Here is a 15364-nt window from a genome sequence, read left to right on the forward strand (position 1 = left end):
AAAGCAATCATTCTGAGCCGGGGTAAAAGATGGTTCCAGTACCAGGGTGTCCCTGCGTCCCGCCTCGACCAACCACCGCTGAACTGGAGCTGTTTCTTCCATGAAGATATTTCCAGAAAACACGAACATCGGTTTGCGCCACCTGAGGGCAGCGCTCACTGTCATGGATGAGGGGTCCTTCACCCGAGCTGCGCTGTTGCTTGGGGTCGTTCCCTCAGCCTTGACCGAAACAATTCGGACACTCGAAGCAGAGTGCCGGACGGCAATTTTTGACCGGAAATCTCGTCCGATACGAGCGACTGAAGCGGGTCAGGAATTCCTGGAGGGCGCACGCGACATTCTCGCTCGTTTTGAGCTTTCGCTTGCAAATGTGAGACAGGTAGGCGGTCTCAAGCGGGGGCGGGTGCTCATAGGTGCTGCGCCATCCGCCGTCCTTGCTCCGCTTTCTGAAGCGATCATTAAATTCCGCTCAGATCATCCTGGGATCGACGTCATTGTTCACGACGACGTTGCCGAACGCCTGGCCAGTCTGGTTGTGGACGAAACGCTTGATTTCGCATTGGCCGGGCCGGGTTTCAAGTCGGCCGAATTGCATGAAGAAAAGATCAGCGAAGATAGATTTGGTCTCGTTTGCCATAAAAGCCATCGCCTGGCTCAGTCTTCAGCTTCGGTCCTTCTGTCCGACATCGATCCAGATGACCTGATAGTCCTCGACGGGCAGGCCGGAATTGCGAGGATGCTCGCGGACTGCCCTGACCTGCCGCAACAGCTGACCGTCGGCCGCATTCAAACGTTCAGCACCATCGCCCAGTTGACCTTGATCAGTCGCAACGCTGGCATAGCCCTGCTGCCACAGCAGGCTGCCGATGTCATCCAAAGTGACGAGATCGTCTTTCGCGAGATCGCTGACCTGCACCTGGTGCGCTCGCTCTATCTCTTAACCCGCACTCGCTCGACTTTGCCGCCTGCCGCAAAGCGCTTTATCGCCTACCTCACTTAGCACCCTCTCACAGGACAAGCGGGATCTTGCCTTAGAACAGTGGGCTCAGGACAGCGCGAAGATTCTCACCTCCCTCGCTATGCCCTGAAGTTCCTCCATTCTGGAAACTGACGTGATGCCGCTGTCATGCAGGATTTCTGAAACGTGGCTATCCCCAACAATCGCTTCCGTCGTCATGATCACATTGGGATCAGCAAGGCCCTGTACGCGGGAGGCAATATTGACGGTCTGACCGAAGTAGTCCTGCCTGTCGTTGAGATTGACTGCGAGACATGGTCCCTCGTGGATGCCGATCTTCAGGAGAAGATCGTCGCTGCCGTGCTCGGCATTCAACTGAAGCATCGCCTCGCGCATCCGGAGCGCGGCGGCCACTGCGCGGTCCGGGCTCGGGAAGGTCGCCATGACGGCGTCGCCGATTGTCTTGACGACCGCTCCGGCCTCCGCGGCAACGATCTCGTGAAGGACCCTGAAGTGCGCTCGTACCAGATCGAATGCGGCAAGGTCACCGACACGCTCGTAGAGCGCGGTCGAGCCTCTCAAGTCAGTAAAGAGGAAGGTGAGGCTGGTGATCTTGAGGCGCTGGTCGACGTCAAGTGTGTCGGTCCGATAGATGTCCCGGAAACTCTGGTTCGACAGGAGACGTTTCGCCGTCAGAAAAGCTCGCCTGCGACTCAGCAGGTCGTGTAGCTCGTCTCCTGCAACACAGACGTTCGGTATCACCCTGCGTTCGGTGTGGTTCTCAAGCATGAGCCGCAGTGGGCCAGGACGAAGCGGGACCGTTTCGTTTAGCGCATGCGCCTTGCTGATGACCATCGACAGGTTTTGCCGTTCGTCGGTGGGCTCCCCCTTCACGTCGATGAACTGCGCCGCGTGTGTTGCCGGATCGAAGACGATCACGAATTGCGCCGGCAGGTGCAGTGAGAGGAAAGCCTTCTCCCCCGGAGCCAACTCGATCATCTCCAGTTGGATGCGTGCAAACCTTGCTTCGAAGTCCTCTGGCAGGTCGACTCCGGAACTGAAGAAGATCTGTCGGTAGTATTCAAGCGGTGAAAGCCGATCGGGCTCGTGGGCAGAAATCCTGCGAACCCTTGGACTGACCGTGAACGTCACCTCGACCATTTCGTCGAGGGTTGGTTCATATCCAGCCGCGCAGAGCGCGCACTGGTACGTTTCCTGATCGACTGTTTTCAGAGTTGCACCGGTGTCGAGGACGCCGCCGCAACCTGGGCAAAGGACATTCCAGGTCATGTCGAACGCGCCAATGCGCGCTGCATGCAGAAATGCTGCGATCGATTTCTCTTCGTCGAGATGATGCTTATCGGCAAAGGCGAGCACATTGATGCGATTGAGATCGCGATCGGACCCATGCGTAACCACGCGCTCGATACGGTCAACCGTCTGCGGGTCAGCAGCCTGTCGCAGGGTGGCAAAAAGCGCGCCCACTTCATTCATAAGACACGGTCTCCGTGTGCGTAACCAAAAGGGATAACGCCAACACCCGAATTGTACCACGGAATTTTCTGATCGAAATCACCAACGGAATTGATCCGAGGTCGTTCAAAAGCCGGGACATTGTCTTTCGACAGATCGCCGATTTTCGGCTTGTCCGCTCGCTCTACCTGTTGACATGAAGCCGCGCGAGCCTGTCTCCTGCAGCAGAGTGGTTCATCAGCTACCTTTTCCAGCGGGTGCCGCACGAAACGCTCATTGATCTGATGAAAATTGCGAAAATACGACCGCAATTGCTTGTTTCCATAACGGATTGAGCGAAACTTCCATTTGACGAACGATATCCTCACCCAAGGTAAGTCGGGACCGATCATGGACAGCAGTACCTTCAACGTGACGCTTGCAACGAACGGATGCGGCGTCCTTTCCATTGACGCTGGCGCCCCTGCCGTAAACTGCCGACGGTCTGGAGCGCTTCTGCCATCGCCGTTACATCTGAGTTGACGTCTTTCATTTTCTGGGGTGCACAATGAAGATCACCGTTTTGGGCGCCGGCGTCATCGGCGTCACCACAGCCTACTATCTGGCAAGGTCGGGACACGATGTAACGGTGCTGGAACGCCAGAGCGGACCAGCGCTGGAGACGAGCTATGCCAATGCCGGTGAGATCTCGCCGGGCTACGCGTCGCCATGGGCCGCCCCCGGAATACCTCAGAAGGCCATAAAATGGCTCTTCATGAAGCATGCGCCGTTGATCATCAGCCCAACTGTCGATCCGGCCACATGGGCCTGGGTGATGGCAATGCTGCGCAATTGCACCTCCGCGCGCTATGCCATCAACAAAAGCCGAATGGTGCGCATTGCCGAATATAGCCGCGACTGCCTGATTGAACTGCGCGCTGACACCGGCATTCCGTATGACGAGCGAACCCGGGGCACCCTGCAGCTCTTTCGCACGCAAAAGCAGCTGGACTCGATCACAAAGGACATCGAGGTTCTTGCAAAGGACGGCGTGCCGTTCGAGGTGCTCGATCCGGCCCGGTGTGTTGCCGCCGAGCCCGGGCTTTCGCCGGTGAAGCACAAGATCGTCGGCGGATTGCGTCTTCCCAATGATGAGACCGGTGACTGTTTCAAGTTTACCAATGAACTTGCCAAGCGTGCCGAGGCACTGGGCGTCCATTTCGTCTACGGAACCGATGTCCGCAAGCTGCGGATCGACAACAACAGGGTCAGCGCAGTGGAAACATCGCGCGGCGTGTTCGATGGCGATGCGGTCGTGGCCGCGTTCGGCAGCTTCACGCCAAGTCTGCTGAAGCCGCTCGGACTGAAGATCCCGATCTACCCGGTGAAGGGATACTCGATCACGGTTCCGATCATCGACGAAAGCCGCGCACCGGTCTCGACGATCATGGACGAGACCTTCAAGATTGCCATCACCCGCCTTGGCGACCGGATCCGGGTTGGTGGCATGGCCGAAATCTCGCGCTTCAACAAGGACCTGCCGATGTCCCGCAAGGCAACGCTCGTGCATTCCGTCGAGGATCTGTTTGGTGGGGCAGGGGACCAGAGCCAGGCGCAGTTCTGGTGCGGCCTGCGCCCGATGACGCCCGATGGCACGCCGATCATCGGCAAGACCGTCTACGACAACCTTTATCTCAATTCTGGCCACGGCACGCTTGGCTGGACGATGGCATGCGGCTCCGGCCGCGTGCTGACAGATATCATCAACAGGGTAAGACCGCAGATATCGATCGAGGGTCTCGATCTCAGCCGCTACGGCTGAGATGACGAAAGGCAGAATTCGTACGCTATCCTGATAAAATGCCGGCGCCGCGATGGCAGCGCCGGGGTTTCACGATCGGGTGATCAGCGTGCCGCCCAGTTGGCACCACGCCTGAAGATGGTCTTCATCTCAGGCACCGAGAATTCCTTGGCCTGATGGCCGAGCGAGGAATAGAAAACGCGGCCCTTGCCGTATTTGCGTTTCCAGGCGACGGGCATGACGACACCGTCGATCCAGTAGGCGTGATCGCCGGTGAACCTCGTCGTGGCCAGCACCTCATTCGAGGGATCGACGTGCATGTAGTATTGCTCGGACGTGTAGGGGAAGTCGGTAATGCCTTCCATGATCGGGTCGTCAGGGCGAGTGACATTGACGGTGTAGTCGATGATGTTGCCGGGGTGTGCCACCCACTGGCCGCCGATGATGAACTGGTATTCGACGCATTCGCGGAAGCTGTCACCAGCGCCGCCGTGGTAGCCGGCAATGCCGACGCCGCCCTCGATCGCGGCCGCGAGGTTCTTGATCTCTTCCTTTTCGATCTTCGACATCGTCACGATCGGCACGACGAGGCTGAGATCATGGACGGACGGATCGGCAAAAGCCTCGGTCGTGTGCTCGACGTAGACCTTGAACCCGTCCTCCTCCAGCATGTCCTTGATGATTGCGGCGCATTCCTGCGGCTCGTGGCCACTCCATCCGCCCCAGACGATCAGTGCTTCACGCATAGTCTTCCTCCTGATGATTACTTGGCCAGTCGCCCGTCGACGAGCGACTGTGACAGCGGCATGGGCCGCTCCGTTTGAGTGGTGATGGCAACCGTGCGCCCGCTCTCGGAGGCAGCGTGGAAGGCCTCCATGACCTCGAGGACATGCAGAGCCAGGTCGCCGTTGGCACGATGCGGCCGGTTCGAGCGGATGGCATGGGCGAGATCCGCAACACCGATCGAGCGATAATTGCCGTCGCCATAGGGCGCCGTCAGCGGCTGCTGTTCGAAGGCGCCACCTTTCTTCAAAACTTCAACATCGCCTCCGAAGTGATTGGGATCGGGAACGATCAGTGTGCCCTCGGTGCCGTAGATCTCCAGTGGCACATGCTTGTGTCCGGCAACGTCGAAGCTCATTCCGATCTGTACGACCGCACCATTGGCGAACGCCATGAGACCGGCGACATGGGTGGGCACGTGTACCGGGATGTGCTCGCCGTTTCTCGGTTCGCTGGTGATCACGCGCTCCTTTCGTGGCGTGATGGCGAAGCCCGCCACCTGCGCGACCGGTCCGAAAAGGTTGACGAGATCGGTGATGTAGTAAGGGCCCATATCGAGCATCGGTCCGCCGCCGACCTCGTAGTAGAAGGCCGGATTTGGATGCCACCGCTCGTGGCCGGGGCACATGAAAGTTGCTGTGCCGCCGACCGGCTGGCCGATGACACCCTGATCGATGAGGGCACGCGCCGTCTGATGCCCGCCGCCGAGAAATGTGTCGGGAGCTGCACCGATGCGCAGTCCCCTGGCCTTGGCGGCTTCGGCGAGCTTCTTGCCCTCCGCGAAATTGATGCCCAGCGGCTTTTCCGAATAGGCATGCTTGCCGGCCGCAAGCGCCTGCAGGCCGACGGCAACGTGAGCCTTCGGGACCGTCAGATTGACGATGATCTCCACTTTCGGATCAGCAAGAAGCTCATCAATCCGCTTTGCCGGCACGTTGAATTCGCTTGCCTTGGCTTCTGCCAATGCGTGGTTGAGATCGGCCACGCCGCGAACCTCAAGGATGGGGAAGGATGCCATCGCTTTCAGATAGGCGCCGGAGATATTGCCGCACCCGATGATGCCGATACCGACTGTTTCCATGATTTCCTCCCGTTGGATGTCGTGATTTTGCTGCTCAGAGCGCCGGACCAGTGGTGTTCCAGGGTGACTCGTAGAGTTCGTAAAGGGCCACCGCAGCAGCTCCTTGCGCCCAGAAGTCGTCCGTCGAATCGTCGAAGACGAGTTCGGCAACGCCCTTCAGCGATGGCGGAACGGCGAGCGCATAGGCGTTGCGCAGGCTGTCGAGAAATGGCTCACCTAGCGCAAGGCTGGAGCCGACGAGGATGACGCGGGGCGGCGCAAACAAGGTGACGATGTTGGCGATCGCAACGCCAACGGCTTCTCCGGCCCGGATGGCAGCACCAATCAACGTACTGTCCTCGGCCTTGATGAGCGCCTGGGCATGCGTCATGCCGCGTCCAAGCCTGATGGCCTCGGCAAAGCGGCCACTGGCCGGCTGCTCGCCAAGGATTTCGCTTTCGCCAGCCTGGCTCGACAGCCGCACGACCCCGTTGGGTCCCATGCCAAGCACCAGATCGCCGAGATTGTGGCTGAGGCCGCCAGCACCACGAAACAGCTGATTGTCATGAAGCACGCCGAGACCGAGTGTCTGCTCGAGCGAAATCAATACCATGTCTTCCAGATCACGGGCCTTGCCGAACCAGTGATGGGCAAGCGTGATCGCATGCGCATCGCTTTCAACGATGGTCGGGGTATCGAGCCTGGTCGTCATCTCGCTTGCGAAATCGACATTCGTGTCGCGAAAGATCGGGCTGCTACGGATATGGCCGGTTCGGTGCTCGATCACGCCGGGAAGGCCAAGGCAGACGCTGTCTACGTCCTCGAGCGAAAGGCCGGCATCGACGACGCAGCGGCGCACCCCGTCTTCGACGAGGTCTGCGATCACGCCGAACGGCTGGCGGTCGATGCGGATCGGCAGGGTGATTTTCGACAGCACGTCGCCACGGAAATCGGTCACCACGAACACCAGGCGGTTGGCCGCGATCTTCGCCCCGACGACGCGTGCTGCATCGGGATTGAGCTCCAGCATGACGCGGGGTCTTCCGCGCGCCGCCTCGTTGCGAATATCGCCCTCGTGGCGCGGCAGGATCAGACCGTCGTCGAGCAAGGAAGCAGTGATCGCCGAAACGGTCGTGGTCGACAACTGCGTGCGTTCGCTGATCTCGACACGCGATATGGGCCCGTGACGCCGGATCGTGTCCAGCACGTTCAAGCGATTGATCGCGCGCATCAATTCGGGATCTGCGGTCTTCATAAGGTCGGCCAGGCTCTTCAATGTTACCGCGGCGTGCGGCGCTCATATTTTCAACGGTATGCGAATTAAATAGCGCGCCAGCATCCCCGTCTGTCAAGGCAAATCTGCCCGATTTCAACGAGGGGAGTTGACATTCGCCAAAACCTCCCGATGATTTAATCCGCATAAGGGAAAAATTGAAGAGGACGATTTTTGCCCTTGCTGGAGGAGAAAATCATGTTTGACCAAATGAAGGCGAAAGCCTTGCTTCGCAGCCGTTTCATCGCCCGCTCGGCGGCCACGGGACTGGCGCTCCTGATTGCTGCGGGAAGTGCCGCGGCAGACACCACCGTCAAGTGGCTGCACCTTGAGCTCGATCCGAACTATGTCGCGATCTGGCGCAAGATTGCAGACAAATACCAGGCCGAACATCCCGGCGTGAAAATCGAAATGCAGTTCCTGGAAAACGAGGCTTTCAAGGCCAAGCTTCCGACCCTCTTGCAGTCGAGCGATGCGCCGGATTTCTTCTATAGCTGGGGCGGCGGCGTGCTGAAGCAGCAGCTGGCGACCGGAACGCTCATGGACCTGACGTCGGCGATGAACGCAAAGGACGGCGCCTGGGTGAAGAGCTACAACCCGGCCGCGATCAAGGGCCTGTCCTACGACGGCAAGATCGGCGCCGTGCCTTTCAAGATGGGCACCGTCTCCTTCTTCTACAACAAGGCCCTTTTCGCCAAGGCCGGCGTCGATGCCGCCAGCATCAAGTCCTGGGATGACTATCTCAATGCCGTGAAGAAGATCAAGGATGCCGGCATCGTCCCGATTGCGGGCGGCGGTGGCGAGAAATGGCCTCTGCATTTCTACTGGAGCTATCTGGTGATGCGCAACGGTGGCCAGACGGTCTTCGACGCGGCCAAGACCGGTGAAGGGGAAGGTTTCAATGATCCGGCGATCATCAAGGCCGGAGAGCAGCTTGCCGAACTCGGCAAACTGGAGCCGTTCCAGCCGGGCTATCTCGGCGCCACCTGGCCGCAGACGCTCGGCGTCTTCGGCGATGGCAAGGCAGCAATGATCCTGGCGTTTGAAAACACCGCGGCCAACCAGCGCACGAATGCCGGTGACGGCAAGGGGCTCGATCCGGACAATATCGGCCGCTTTGCGTTTCCGGCCGTGACGGGCGGCGCAGGCGCCGTCACCGACACGCTTGGTGGATTGAACGGCTGGGCCGTGACGAAGAAGGCGCCGCCTGAAACGCTCGACTTCCTCGCCTATCTGACGAACGCCGAAAACGAGCGCGAGATGGCCAAGGCCGGCATGCTCATCCCGGTCGCCGTCGGTGCCGAGGACGGTGTGACCAATCCGCTGTTGCATCAGTCTGCCGAACAGTTGGCGCACTCGACCTGGCATCAGAACTTCTTCGATCAGGATCTCGGCCCATCGGTCGGCCGTGTCGTCAACGATGTCTCCGTTGCCATAGTCTCCGGGCAGATGAGCCCTGCCGATGGAGCACAGCAGATCCAGGAAGCCTTCGAGCAGGATCAGCTCTGATCAAGACTATCGCGGCGCGGAGAAGCATCCGCGCCGCCCTCAATCTGAATGAGGAGGATCGGCTTTAATGACCACCATCAGCGCGACGAGCGTCATCCGTCCGCGCCCGACGTTAAGATCGTCGGCGCGCAGCAAGGATCCCAGCCTGGCGCGGCGCCTGCCTGTCCTGCTTCTGTTTCTGCCGCCAGCACTGCTGCTGTTCACGATCTTCGTCATCCTGCCGATGGGCGAGGCGGCCTGGTACAGTCTCTACAAGTGGGATGGCTACGGTCTGCCGACGCAATTTGTCGGCATGCGGAATTTCGAGGTCCTGTTCAAGAACAGCGCCTTCATAACAGCATTGAAAAACAATGCCCTGATCATCGTTGTTTCCATTCTGGTTCAGATTCCGCTCGCGATCTGGCTGGCGATGATGCTGGCGCACCGCATTGCCGGTGTGGTGCTCTTCCGCTTGATCTTCTTTCTACCCTATGTCCTCGCCGAGGTGGCGGCAGGCCTCATCTGGCGCTTCGTCTATGACGGCGACTATGGCTTGTTTGCCTCGGCTGCTCACCTCATTGGCGTCGAGACACCCTATGTGCTGGCAGACAAGGACCTGGCAATCTATGCGGTGCTGGCCGTCGTCGTCTGGAAGTATTTCGGCTTCCACATGATGCTGTTCATCGCCGGGCTGCAGTCGCTCGACAAGAGCGTGCTGGAGGCTGCCGAGATCGATGGCGCCAGCGGCTGGCAGCGGTTCCGCTACATCACGCTGCCGCTTCTCGGTTCGACGGTCCGCCTGTCCATCTTCTTTGCCGTCGTCGGCTCGCTGCAGCTCTTCGACCTCATCATGCCGCTGACCGGTGGCGGGCCGTTCAACGCGACGCAGACCATGGTCACCTTCCTGTTCAACTTCGGCGTCACGCGCATGCAGGTCGGCCTCGGCAGCGCCGTCGGCGTCGTCCTGTTCGTCATCTGCGTGACGCTGGCCTTCGGCTACAAACGGATATTCATGCGCAATGACTGACATGGCCTCATCTGCCCGGACCGCGACCGGCACGAAGATCTATCTCTATGTCTCGCTGACGCTCATCGCGGCGATCGTGCTGGTTCCCCTGATGACGACGGCACTTGGCGGCTTCAAGGACCTCGGCGACCTAAGAACCAACCCCTTCGGGCTACCTGCCGCTTGGCATCCGGAGAACTATACCGACATTCTCTTCGGAGACCGCTACTGGCGACAGATGATGAATTCGCTGATCATCGCCACCTTGACTGTCTGCCTGACGGTCTCGGTTTCCGCCATGGCCGCCTTCACCTTCGCGCATGTAAAGTTCTTCGGTGCCGGCTTCCTTCTCAATTACTTCCTGATCGGCCTGATGTTTCCGGCCGCGACCGCCATCCTTCCCTTGTTCATCCGGATCCGGGACCTGGGCCTGTTGAATTCCTACTGGGGTGTTGTCCTGCCGCAGGTCGCCTTTGGCCTCGGCATGAGCATTCTCTTGTTCAGGAACTATTTTCGCAACCTTCCGGAAGAATTGTTCCAGGCTGCCATCGTCGACGGCTGTGGCTACATCCGGTTTTTCTGGCACATCTCGCTGCCGCTCTCGCGGCCGATCATCGCAACGGTCAGCATCATCTCCTTTGTCGGCAGCTGGAACAGCTACATCCTGCCGCTGATCATGCTGAATTCGGAGACGATGTATCCCTGGCCGCTCGGCATCATGGTTTATCGCGGCGAGTTCGGCACTGCCTGGCAGCTGGTGCTGGCTTTCATCACGCTGACAATCATGCCAACGATCATCGTCTTCTTCCTGGCGCAGAAGCACATCATCGCCGGCTTGACCGCGGGTGCGGTCAAGTCCTGAGGAGGCTTTGCCTCAGCCGAAGACGAGCCCGCCATCGACGATGAGGTTCTGCCCGGTAACGGCGCGTGCCCAGTGGCTTGCGAAAAACAGGACCGCGTCAGCCATTTCCCCGGGCGTCGTCACTTGCCGGAGGGGCGTGCTCGCCGCAATCAGATCGAAGACCGCATCCGGTGTGGCGCTGCTCGCTTCAGTGGCGCGCAGCAAGCCGCCCGAGACCATGTTGACGGTAATGCCTGATGGGCCAAGCTCTGCGGCCGCCGTGCGGGTCAAGGACAGAAGCGCACCCTTGGCAGCCGTGTAGTCATGGTAGGGCACCACCGGGTTCTGGAAGAGATTGGTGCCGATCGTGATGATCCGCCCAAAACCTGCAGTGGCCATGACCGGGCGGGTGGCCTGGATCAGGTTCAACGCCCCCTTCACGGCCGTATCGAGCTGGGATGTCATTTCACCCCAGGTCAATTGATCGAGCTTCGATCGGGCGTCTCCGTTGAAGCTGAAGTCGGTCAAGGCGTTGTGCACGACTGTCGTCGGCGCACCGAGTGTATCCTTGACCTCGGCCACCATGCGCTTGACGGCCTCGCTGTCGCGGACATCCGCCTGGAACGCCCGGGCACGATCACCCAACGACGCGGCAAGCGCCTCGGCCTCGATGCGGCTGTTGCGGTAGTTGATTGCGACCTTCGCGCCTTCGCGGGCAAAGGCAGCAGCGATGGCGGCGCCCAGGCCACGCCCGGCCCCGGTGATGATGATGGTTTGTTCGCTGATCGCCAGTGTCATCTCGAATGTCCCTCTCTCAACGTCCAAAGCTCATGAAAATGCTGAACCGGCCCGTGCCCGGAACCGACAGAAAGCGTATCCGCCTGCGCGACGGCATGGGCGAGGTAGCTTTTCGCCTCCGCCACTGCCTCGGGCAGCGTCGCCCCCTTCGCGAGCTCAGCGGCAAGCGCGCTCGATAGTGTACAGCCGGTGCCATGCGTGTTCGCCGTCGGTATCCGGAGCCCCTCGAACCAGCTCAGTCCCGCGGCTGTCGCCAGGACATCAGGGCTCTCCTGGCTTGGCAGATGACCGCCCTTGACCAGCACCGCCTCCGGGCCAAGAGCACGCAGGCTTTGCGCCTGCTCGGCCATGGCCGCGCGGGTATCGGCCGAAGGTCCATGCAGGAGTGCTGCCGCTTCCGGAAGATTGGGAGTAAGCAGCGTCGCGAGCGGCAGCAGCCGGCGGGTGAGGACGTCGATCGCAGACAGATCGAGGAGGCCAGCCCCGCCCTTGGCGACCATGACCGGATCGAGAACGATCGGAATGCCTTTGTGGGGTTCGATCGCATCGGCGACAGCGTCGGCAATTTCGGCATTGGCAATCATGCCGATCTTGATTGCATCAACGCGGACATCGGCAAACACTGCCTTGATCTGGTCGGCGACGAAGGCAGCCGGAACCAGATGGACCCCGCAAACGCCCTGTGTGTTTTGTGCCGTCAGCGCGGTCAGCACCGCCATGCCGTAGACACCGCGGGCAGAGAATGCCTTCAGGTCCGCCTGGATTCCGGCGCCGCCGGAAGGATCGGATCCGGCAATGGAGAGAACGTTTCGGATCATCGGTGAACCTTTCTGATGTTTTCCGCGATCTCACGAGCCGCCGCCTCAGGGTCACGGGTGCCGCAGATCGCAGAGACGACGGCAAGACCGTCAGCGCCAGCAGCAAAGGCATCCCCGACATGAACCGCCTTCAGCCCGCCGATCGCGACTGCGGGAACGGGGCAGACGCGCACGAGGCGTGCAAGGCCAGCGAAACCGGTCGGCTCCTTGTGATCCGCCTTCGTCGATGTCGCAAAGACCGGGCCGATACCCGCGTAGTCGACGATTGCCGGATCGACCCGCGCGGCCAGTGCCTCGGTCTCAACGGAGAGGCCAAGGATCATATCGTCTCCAATCCGCGCGCGGGCAGTTGGCGCATCCAAGTCCTCTTGCCCGATGTGCAGACCGTCAGCACCAATTGCGACGGCAGCCTCGACGTCATCGTTGACGATGAGCAAGGCACCGGTGCCAGACAAAGCCGCCTTGAGCGCCCGACCTGTTTCGATCATCAGGGGTGTATCGGCATGCTTGTCGCGCAGCTGGACAACGGTCGCTCCGCCAGCAACAGCCGCCCGCGCGGTCTCCACCATGCCGAAGCCGGCACAAAGACCGGGATCGAGGACGAGATAGAGTGAAAGGTCGATGTTTCTCATGCGGAACGCACCCTCGCATGGTGATCGAGAAGCGCGGCGTCAAGCGCTGCAAGCGCATCGAGAAACGCCGGAGAAAACGAACCCGGGCCATCAGCCCTGCTGGCTGCCATCTCGCCGGCAACAGCAAAGGTCGCAAGCGCTGCAACCGTTGCCTCGAACGGCGCGGCAGGCCGGATCGCCGTGAATGCTCCGACGAGGCAGGTCAGTGCGCAGCCGAGTGCGGTCACCTGAGGCATCAAGGCAGACCCGCCTTCAATCCAGGCAGCTCGTTCACCGTCGGTGACGAAATCAACCACGCCGGTTACCGCGACCGTCGCACCGTGTGTCCTCGCAATCAGCCGGGCTGATTCCTCGGCCTGTTCGACCCCGTCACGACTGTCCACCCCCTGGCCCCGGCTTTCGCCACCGGCAAGGGCGATAATCTCGGAGGCGTTGCCGCGAATGACCGTCGGACCGAGTTCCAGCAGCCGATCAACGGCCGCCCGGCGGAAGCCGGTGGCATAATGGGCAACCGGATCGAGAACCCATGGCTTGCCGGACTGGCTGGCGGCGAGGGCTGCCGCCTCCATGCCGCGCAACCAGGATGACGACAGTGTGCCGATGTTGATTGTCAGTGCGCCTGCGATCGCCGCAAACTCGCCAGCCTCTTCTTCCGCATGCACCATGGCGGGAGACGCGCCGGCGGCCAGAAGCACATTGGCTGCGATATTCATGGCAACGAAGTTGGTGATGCAGTGAACAAGCGGCGGTTGCGCGCGCAACTCGCTGAGCAGTATTCCCGGTAAGGTCTGATCTTGCATGGTGCGCCTTTCGATCGGGGAGAAAGGCGCGGGGACTGACGCAGGAGGCGAAACGTCCCGAGCGACTCCCTCCGCCGGCATTATCCGGTTCAGGTTCAAAGGGTCCTTCTCAGCCCCTTGGGAGGGCGCCCCTGTCTCTCACTGCCTTCTTCTCGCAGAGAAGCGCGCGCCTGTCATCCATAAAATGGACATCGCCGGGTGAGCCCGGCGATGCCGGGAAATGCCCTGGAGGAGGCGAGCGGCGTCCACCTCGACATCATCGGGCTCCGGCTCCGGCACGGAAATGAGGTCTGATCGATACGCCGGGCCATTGGATCCGCTCCCAGCTGCTGGTCAAGCGAACTCCCGTGCGCAGGTCCAGGGTCGCGCCTGTGACAAGCTGGACAGATGATATGTCGGGGCCTAGTCTTCTGAAATGTTGGGATGTCGTCTTCTTCTCTTCGGTTTGATCTTGCTGTTCGGATGGACGGCAGGCGCGCAGCAGATGCCCTGTCCCTTTGAATATCCAGACACGCCGGTCAACCGGTCTCGCGGGGTGGTCGGCTGCTCGCTGCAGTGCGATCAGAAGCTGACTTGTCCCGGCCAGCAGGCGATCGAGCCACAAAAGCACCCTTCGGCGAAGGCTCCCGGCAATGCGGTCAATGAGAGTGGAACTTGTCCGGAGGGGAAAAACTGGGATTCGAGAAGGAAAACTTGCGTCGCGTGCGCCGCGGGCGCGTCGTGGGATGCCAAGCGCTCGACCTGTTCCTGTGGGACCGGCCGGTTCGTTGATCCGAAGACGAAGCGTTGCGTCAGTTGTCCCGAAAATTGGGGTTGGGAAAAAGGGAGGTGCCTGTGCACTCGCAGTTTGAAATCCACCTTGGCGGGAAAGTCCTGCTCGCCGAAGCAGCCGGTCTGCAGGACCGACAGCGTTTGGGATGCCGAAAACAAGCATTGTGTGGCAGTGAAGCTGCGGAAGCCGAAGGCGTAGCTCGAGATGGGTAGACGGCTTCAGACCCGAATTGAGCTTGTCGTGGATCGTTCGTCGTGGCCCTAGGGCATGGAGCGCGAATTGCACGTAACATTCGCGTCGTTTCTGTGAGAGTACTTCACCAAAGCCCGGCCACCGTAAGGTGCTTGCGTTTCAATGAGGGAACCGGAACGTGATTGCTGCCCGTACTGTTCGGACACTTGCACCTTTGCTCGTCGCGGCAGTTCTTGCCAGCTGCGGTCATCCAAGCGGAGTCATGGCCCCTGTTGCGCTATCGGCGGCAACGCAGAATACCTCAAAGGTCAGCATGCTGGTCGCAACCACGCGCGAACCTTCCGGCGACCCGGCGACGCTCTTCACCGGCGAACGCAGCCCAAAGCCCTACCTGACGGCGGTTGACGTCTCCATTCCGCCGAAACGGGCCTCAGGCACAGTCCAATGGCCGAAGCGTCTACCGCCCAATCCCGCAACCGATTTTGCGGTGACCAGCGTCAAGGAGATCGACACCGTTCCAGAGGGGCGCGCCTGGTTCCACCAGAACATCCAGGGCGGGCATGCGCTGGTCTTTGTCCACGGCTTCAACAACAAGTACGAGGATTCCGTCTTCCGTCTGGCCCAGATCGTCCACGATTCCGGGATGCAGGCGACCCCTATCCTCTTCACGTGGCCGTCACGCGCGCAGCT

At 60.5% G+C, this 15364-nt stretch carries 15 protein-coding genes and 1 riboswitch; of the genes, 6 read left to right on the forward strand and 9 right to left on the reverse strand.

Annotation, left to right across the window (positions count from 1 at the left end; translation table 11 throughout):
- Positions 1-100 precede the first annotated feature (100 nt).
- Positions 101-1000: a LysR family transcriptional regulator gene (locus RHIBUN_RS0122815; protein WP_025661298.1), complete on the forward strand. Its 900-nt coding sequence runs from the start codon at positions 101-103 to the stop codon at positions 998-1000.
- Positions 1001-1045: 45 nt separating this feature from the next.
- Here the strand turns inward: RHIBUN_RS0122815 and RHIBUN_RS0122820 are convergent, their stop codons facing one another.
- Together RHIBUN_RS0122820 and RHIBUN_RS36500 are read right to left on the reverse strand one after the other, a co-directional pair.
- A complete protein-coding gene (locus RHIBUN_RS0122820) occupies positions 1046-2452 on the reverse strand; it encodes an adenylate/guanylate cyclase domain-containing protein (protein WP_025661299.1) in 1407 nt (468 codons plus the stop codon).
- Positions 2449-2880, reverse strand: a complete 432-nt coding sequence (locus tag RHIBUN_RS36500; RefSeq protein WP_156932739.1) for a hypothetical protein — start codon at positions 2878-2880, stop codon at positions 2449-2451. The genes RHIBUN_RS0122820 and RHIBUN_RS36500 overlap by 4 nt, the downstream gene beginning before the upstream one ends.
- A 98-nt stretch (positions 2881-2978) precedes the next feature.
- On the opposite strand from RHIBUN_RS36500, the gene RHIBUN_RS0122825 reads away from it, so the two are divergent.
- Positions 2979-4232 carry a D-amino acid dehydrogenase gene (locus RHIBUN_RS0122825; protein WP_025661300.1) on the forward strand — a complete coding sequence of 418 codons (1254 nt, stop codon included), beginning with the start codon at positions 2979-2981 and terminating at the stop codon, positions 4230-4232.
- Between the two features lie 83 nt (positions 4233-4315).
- Here the strand turns inward: RHIBUN_RS0122825 and RHIBUN_RS0122830 are convergent, their stop codons facing one another.
- The 3 genes from RHIBUN_RS0122830 to RHIBUN_RS0122840 are packed head-to-tail and all read right to left on the reverse strand — an operon-like array spanning position 4316 to position 7309.
- Entirely contained in the window at positions 4316-4957 is a 642-nt protein-coding gene (locus RHIBUN_RS0122830; RefSeq protein ID WP_025661301.1) for a ThuA domain-containing protein, read from the reverse strand.
- A 17-nt stretch (positions 4958-4974) separates the two neighbouring features.
- A complete protein-coding gene (locus RHIBUN_RS0122835; RefSeq protein ID WP_025661302.1) occupies positions 4975-6075 on the reverse strand; it encodes a Gfo/Idh/MocA family oxidoreductase in 1101 nt (366 codons plus the stop codon).
- Positions 6076-6109: 34 nt separating this feature from the next.
- Positions 6110-7309, reverse strand: coding sequence for an ROK family transcriptional regulator (locus RHIBUN_RS0122840; RefSeq protein ID WP_025661303.1), 1200 nt, complete (start codon positions 7307-7309; stop codon positions 6110-6112).
- A gap of 216 nt (positions 7310-7525) precedes the next feature.
- Between RHIBUN_RS0122840 and RHIBUN_RS0122845 the strand changes: the two genes are divergently transcribed.
- From RHIBUN_RS0122845 to RHIBUN_RS0122855, 3 genes are all read left to right on the forward strand, one after another.
- Positions 7526-8836, forward strand: coding sequence for an extracellular solute-binding protein (locus RHIBUN_RS0122845; protein WP_025661304.1), 1311 nt, complete (start codon positions 7526-7528; stop codon positions 8834-8836).
- 67 nt (positions 8837-8903) lie between these two features.
- Positions 8904-9842: a sugar ABC transporter permease gene (locus RHIBUN_RS0122850; protein WP_025661305.1), complete on the forward strand. Its 939-nt coding sequence runs from the start codon at positions 8904-8906 to the stop codon at positions 9840-9842.
- Complete coding sequence (locus tag RHIBUN_RS0122855) at positions 9835-10683, forward strand: carbohydrate ABC transporter permease (RefSeq protein ID WP_025661306.1); 849 nt, start codon at positions 9835-9837, stop codon at positions 10681-10683. The genes RHIBUN_RS0122850 and RHIBUN_RS0122855 overlap by 8 nt, the downstream gene beginning before the upstream one ends.
- A 12-nt stretch (positions 10684-10695) precedes the next feature.
- Here RHIBUN_RS0122855 and RHIBUN_RS0122860 read toward each other — a convergent pair whose 3' ends face one another.
- From RHIBUN_RS0122860 to thiM, 4 genes are read right to left on the reverse strand one after another with little or no spacing between them, the layout of a single operon-like run.
- On the reverse strand, positions 10696-11460 hold the full coding sequence (locus RHIBUN_RS0122860) for a 3-oxoacyl-ACP reductase (protein WP_025661307.1): 765 nt from the start codon (positions 11458-11460) through the stop codon (positions 10696-10698).
- Positions 11457-12278, reverse strand: coding sequence for a bifunctional hydroxymethylpyrimidine kinase/phosphomethylpyrimidine kinase (thiD, locus tag RHIBUN_RS0122865; RefSeq protein WP_025661308.1), 822 nt, complete (start codon positions 12276-12278; stop codon positions 11457-11459). The genes RHIBUN_RS0122860 and thiD overlap by 4 nt, the downstream gene beginning before the upstream one ends.
- Complete coding sequence (gene thiE / locus RHIBUN_RS0122870) at positions 12275-12910, reverse strand: thiamine phosphate synthase (protein ID WP_025661309.1); 636 nt, start codon at positions 12908-12910, stop codon at positions 12275-12277. The genes thiD and thiE overlap by 4 nt, the downstream gene beginning before the upstream one ends.
- Positions 12907-13710 carry a hydroxyethylthiazole kinase gene (gene thiM / locus RHIBUN_RS0122875; RefSeq protein ID WP_025661310.1) on the reverse strand — a complete coding sequence of 268 codons (804 nt, stop codon included), beginning with the start codon at positions 13708-13710 and terminating at the stop codon, positions 12907-12909. Before thiM ends, thiE begins: the two co-directional genes overlap by 4 nt.
- A 49-nt stretch (positions 13711-13759) precedes the next feature.
- Positions 13760-13853: riboswitch (TPP riboswitch) on the reverse strand.
- A 1083-nt stretch (positions 13854-14936) separates the two neighbouring features.
- On the opposite strand from thiM, the gene RHIBUN_RS0122885 reads away from it, so the two are divergent.
- Positions 14937-15364: alpha/beta hydrolase (locus tag RHIBUN_RS0122885; protein WP_025661312.1), on the forward strand; the 428-nt coding region annotated here is incomplete at its 3' end.

Origin of the sequence: Rhizobium sp. IBUN, from assembly GCF_000510625.1 — a bacterium.
GTDB classification, from domain to species: Bacteria; Pseudomonadota; Alphaproteobacteria; order Rhizobiales; family Rhizobiaceae; genus Rhizobium; species Rhizobium altiplani.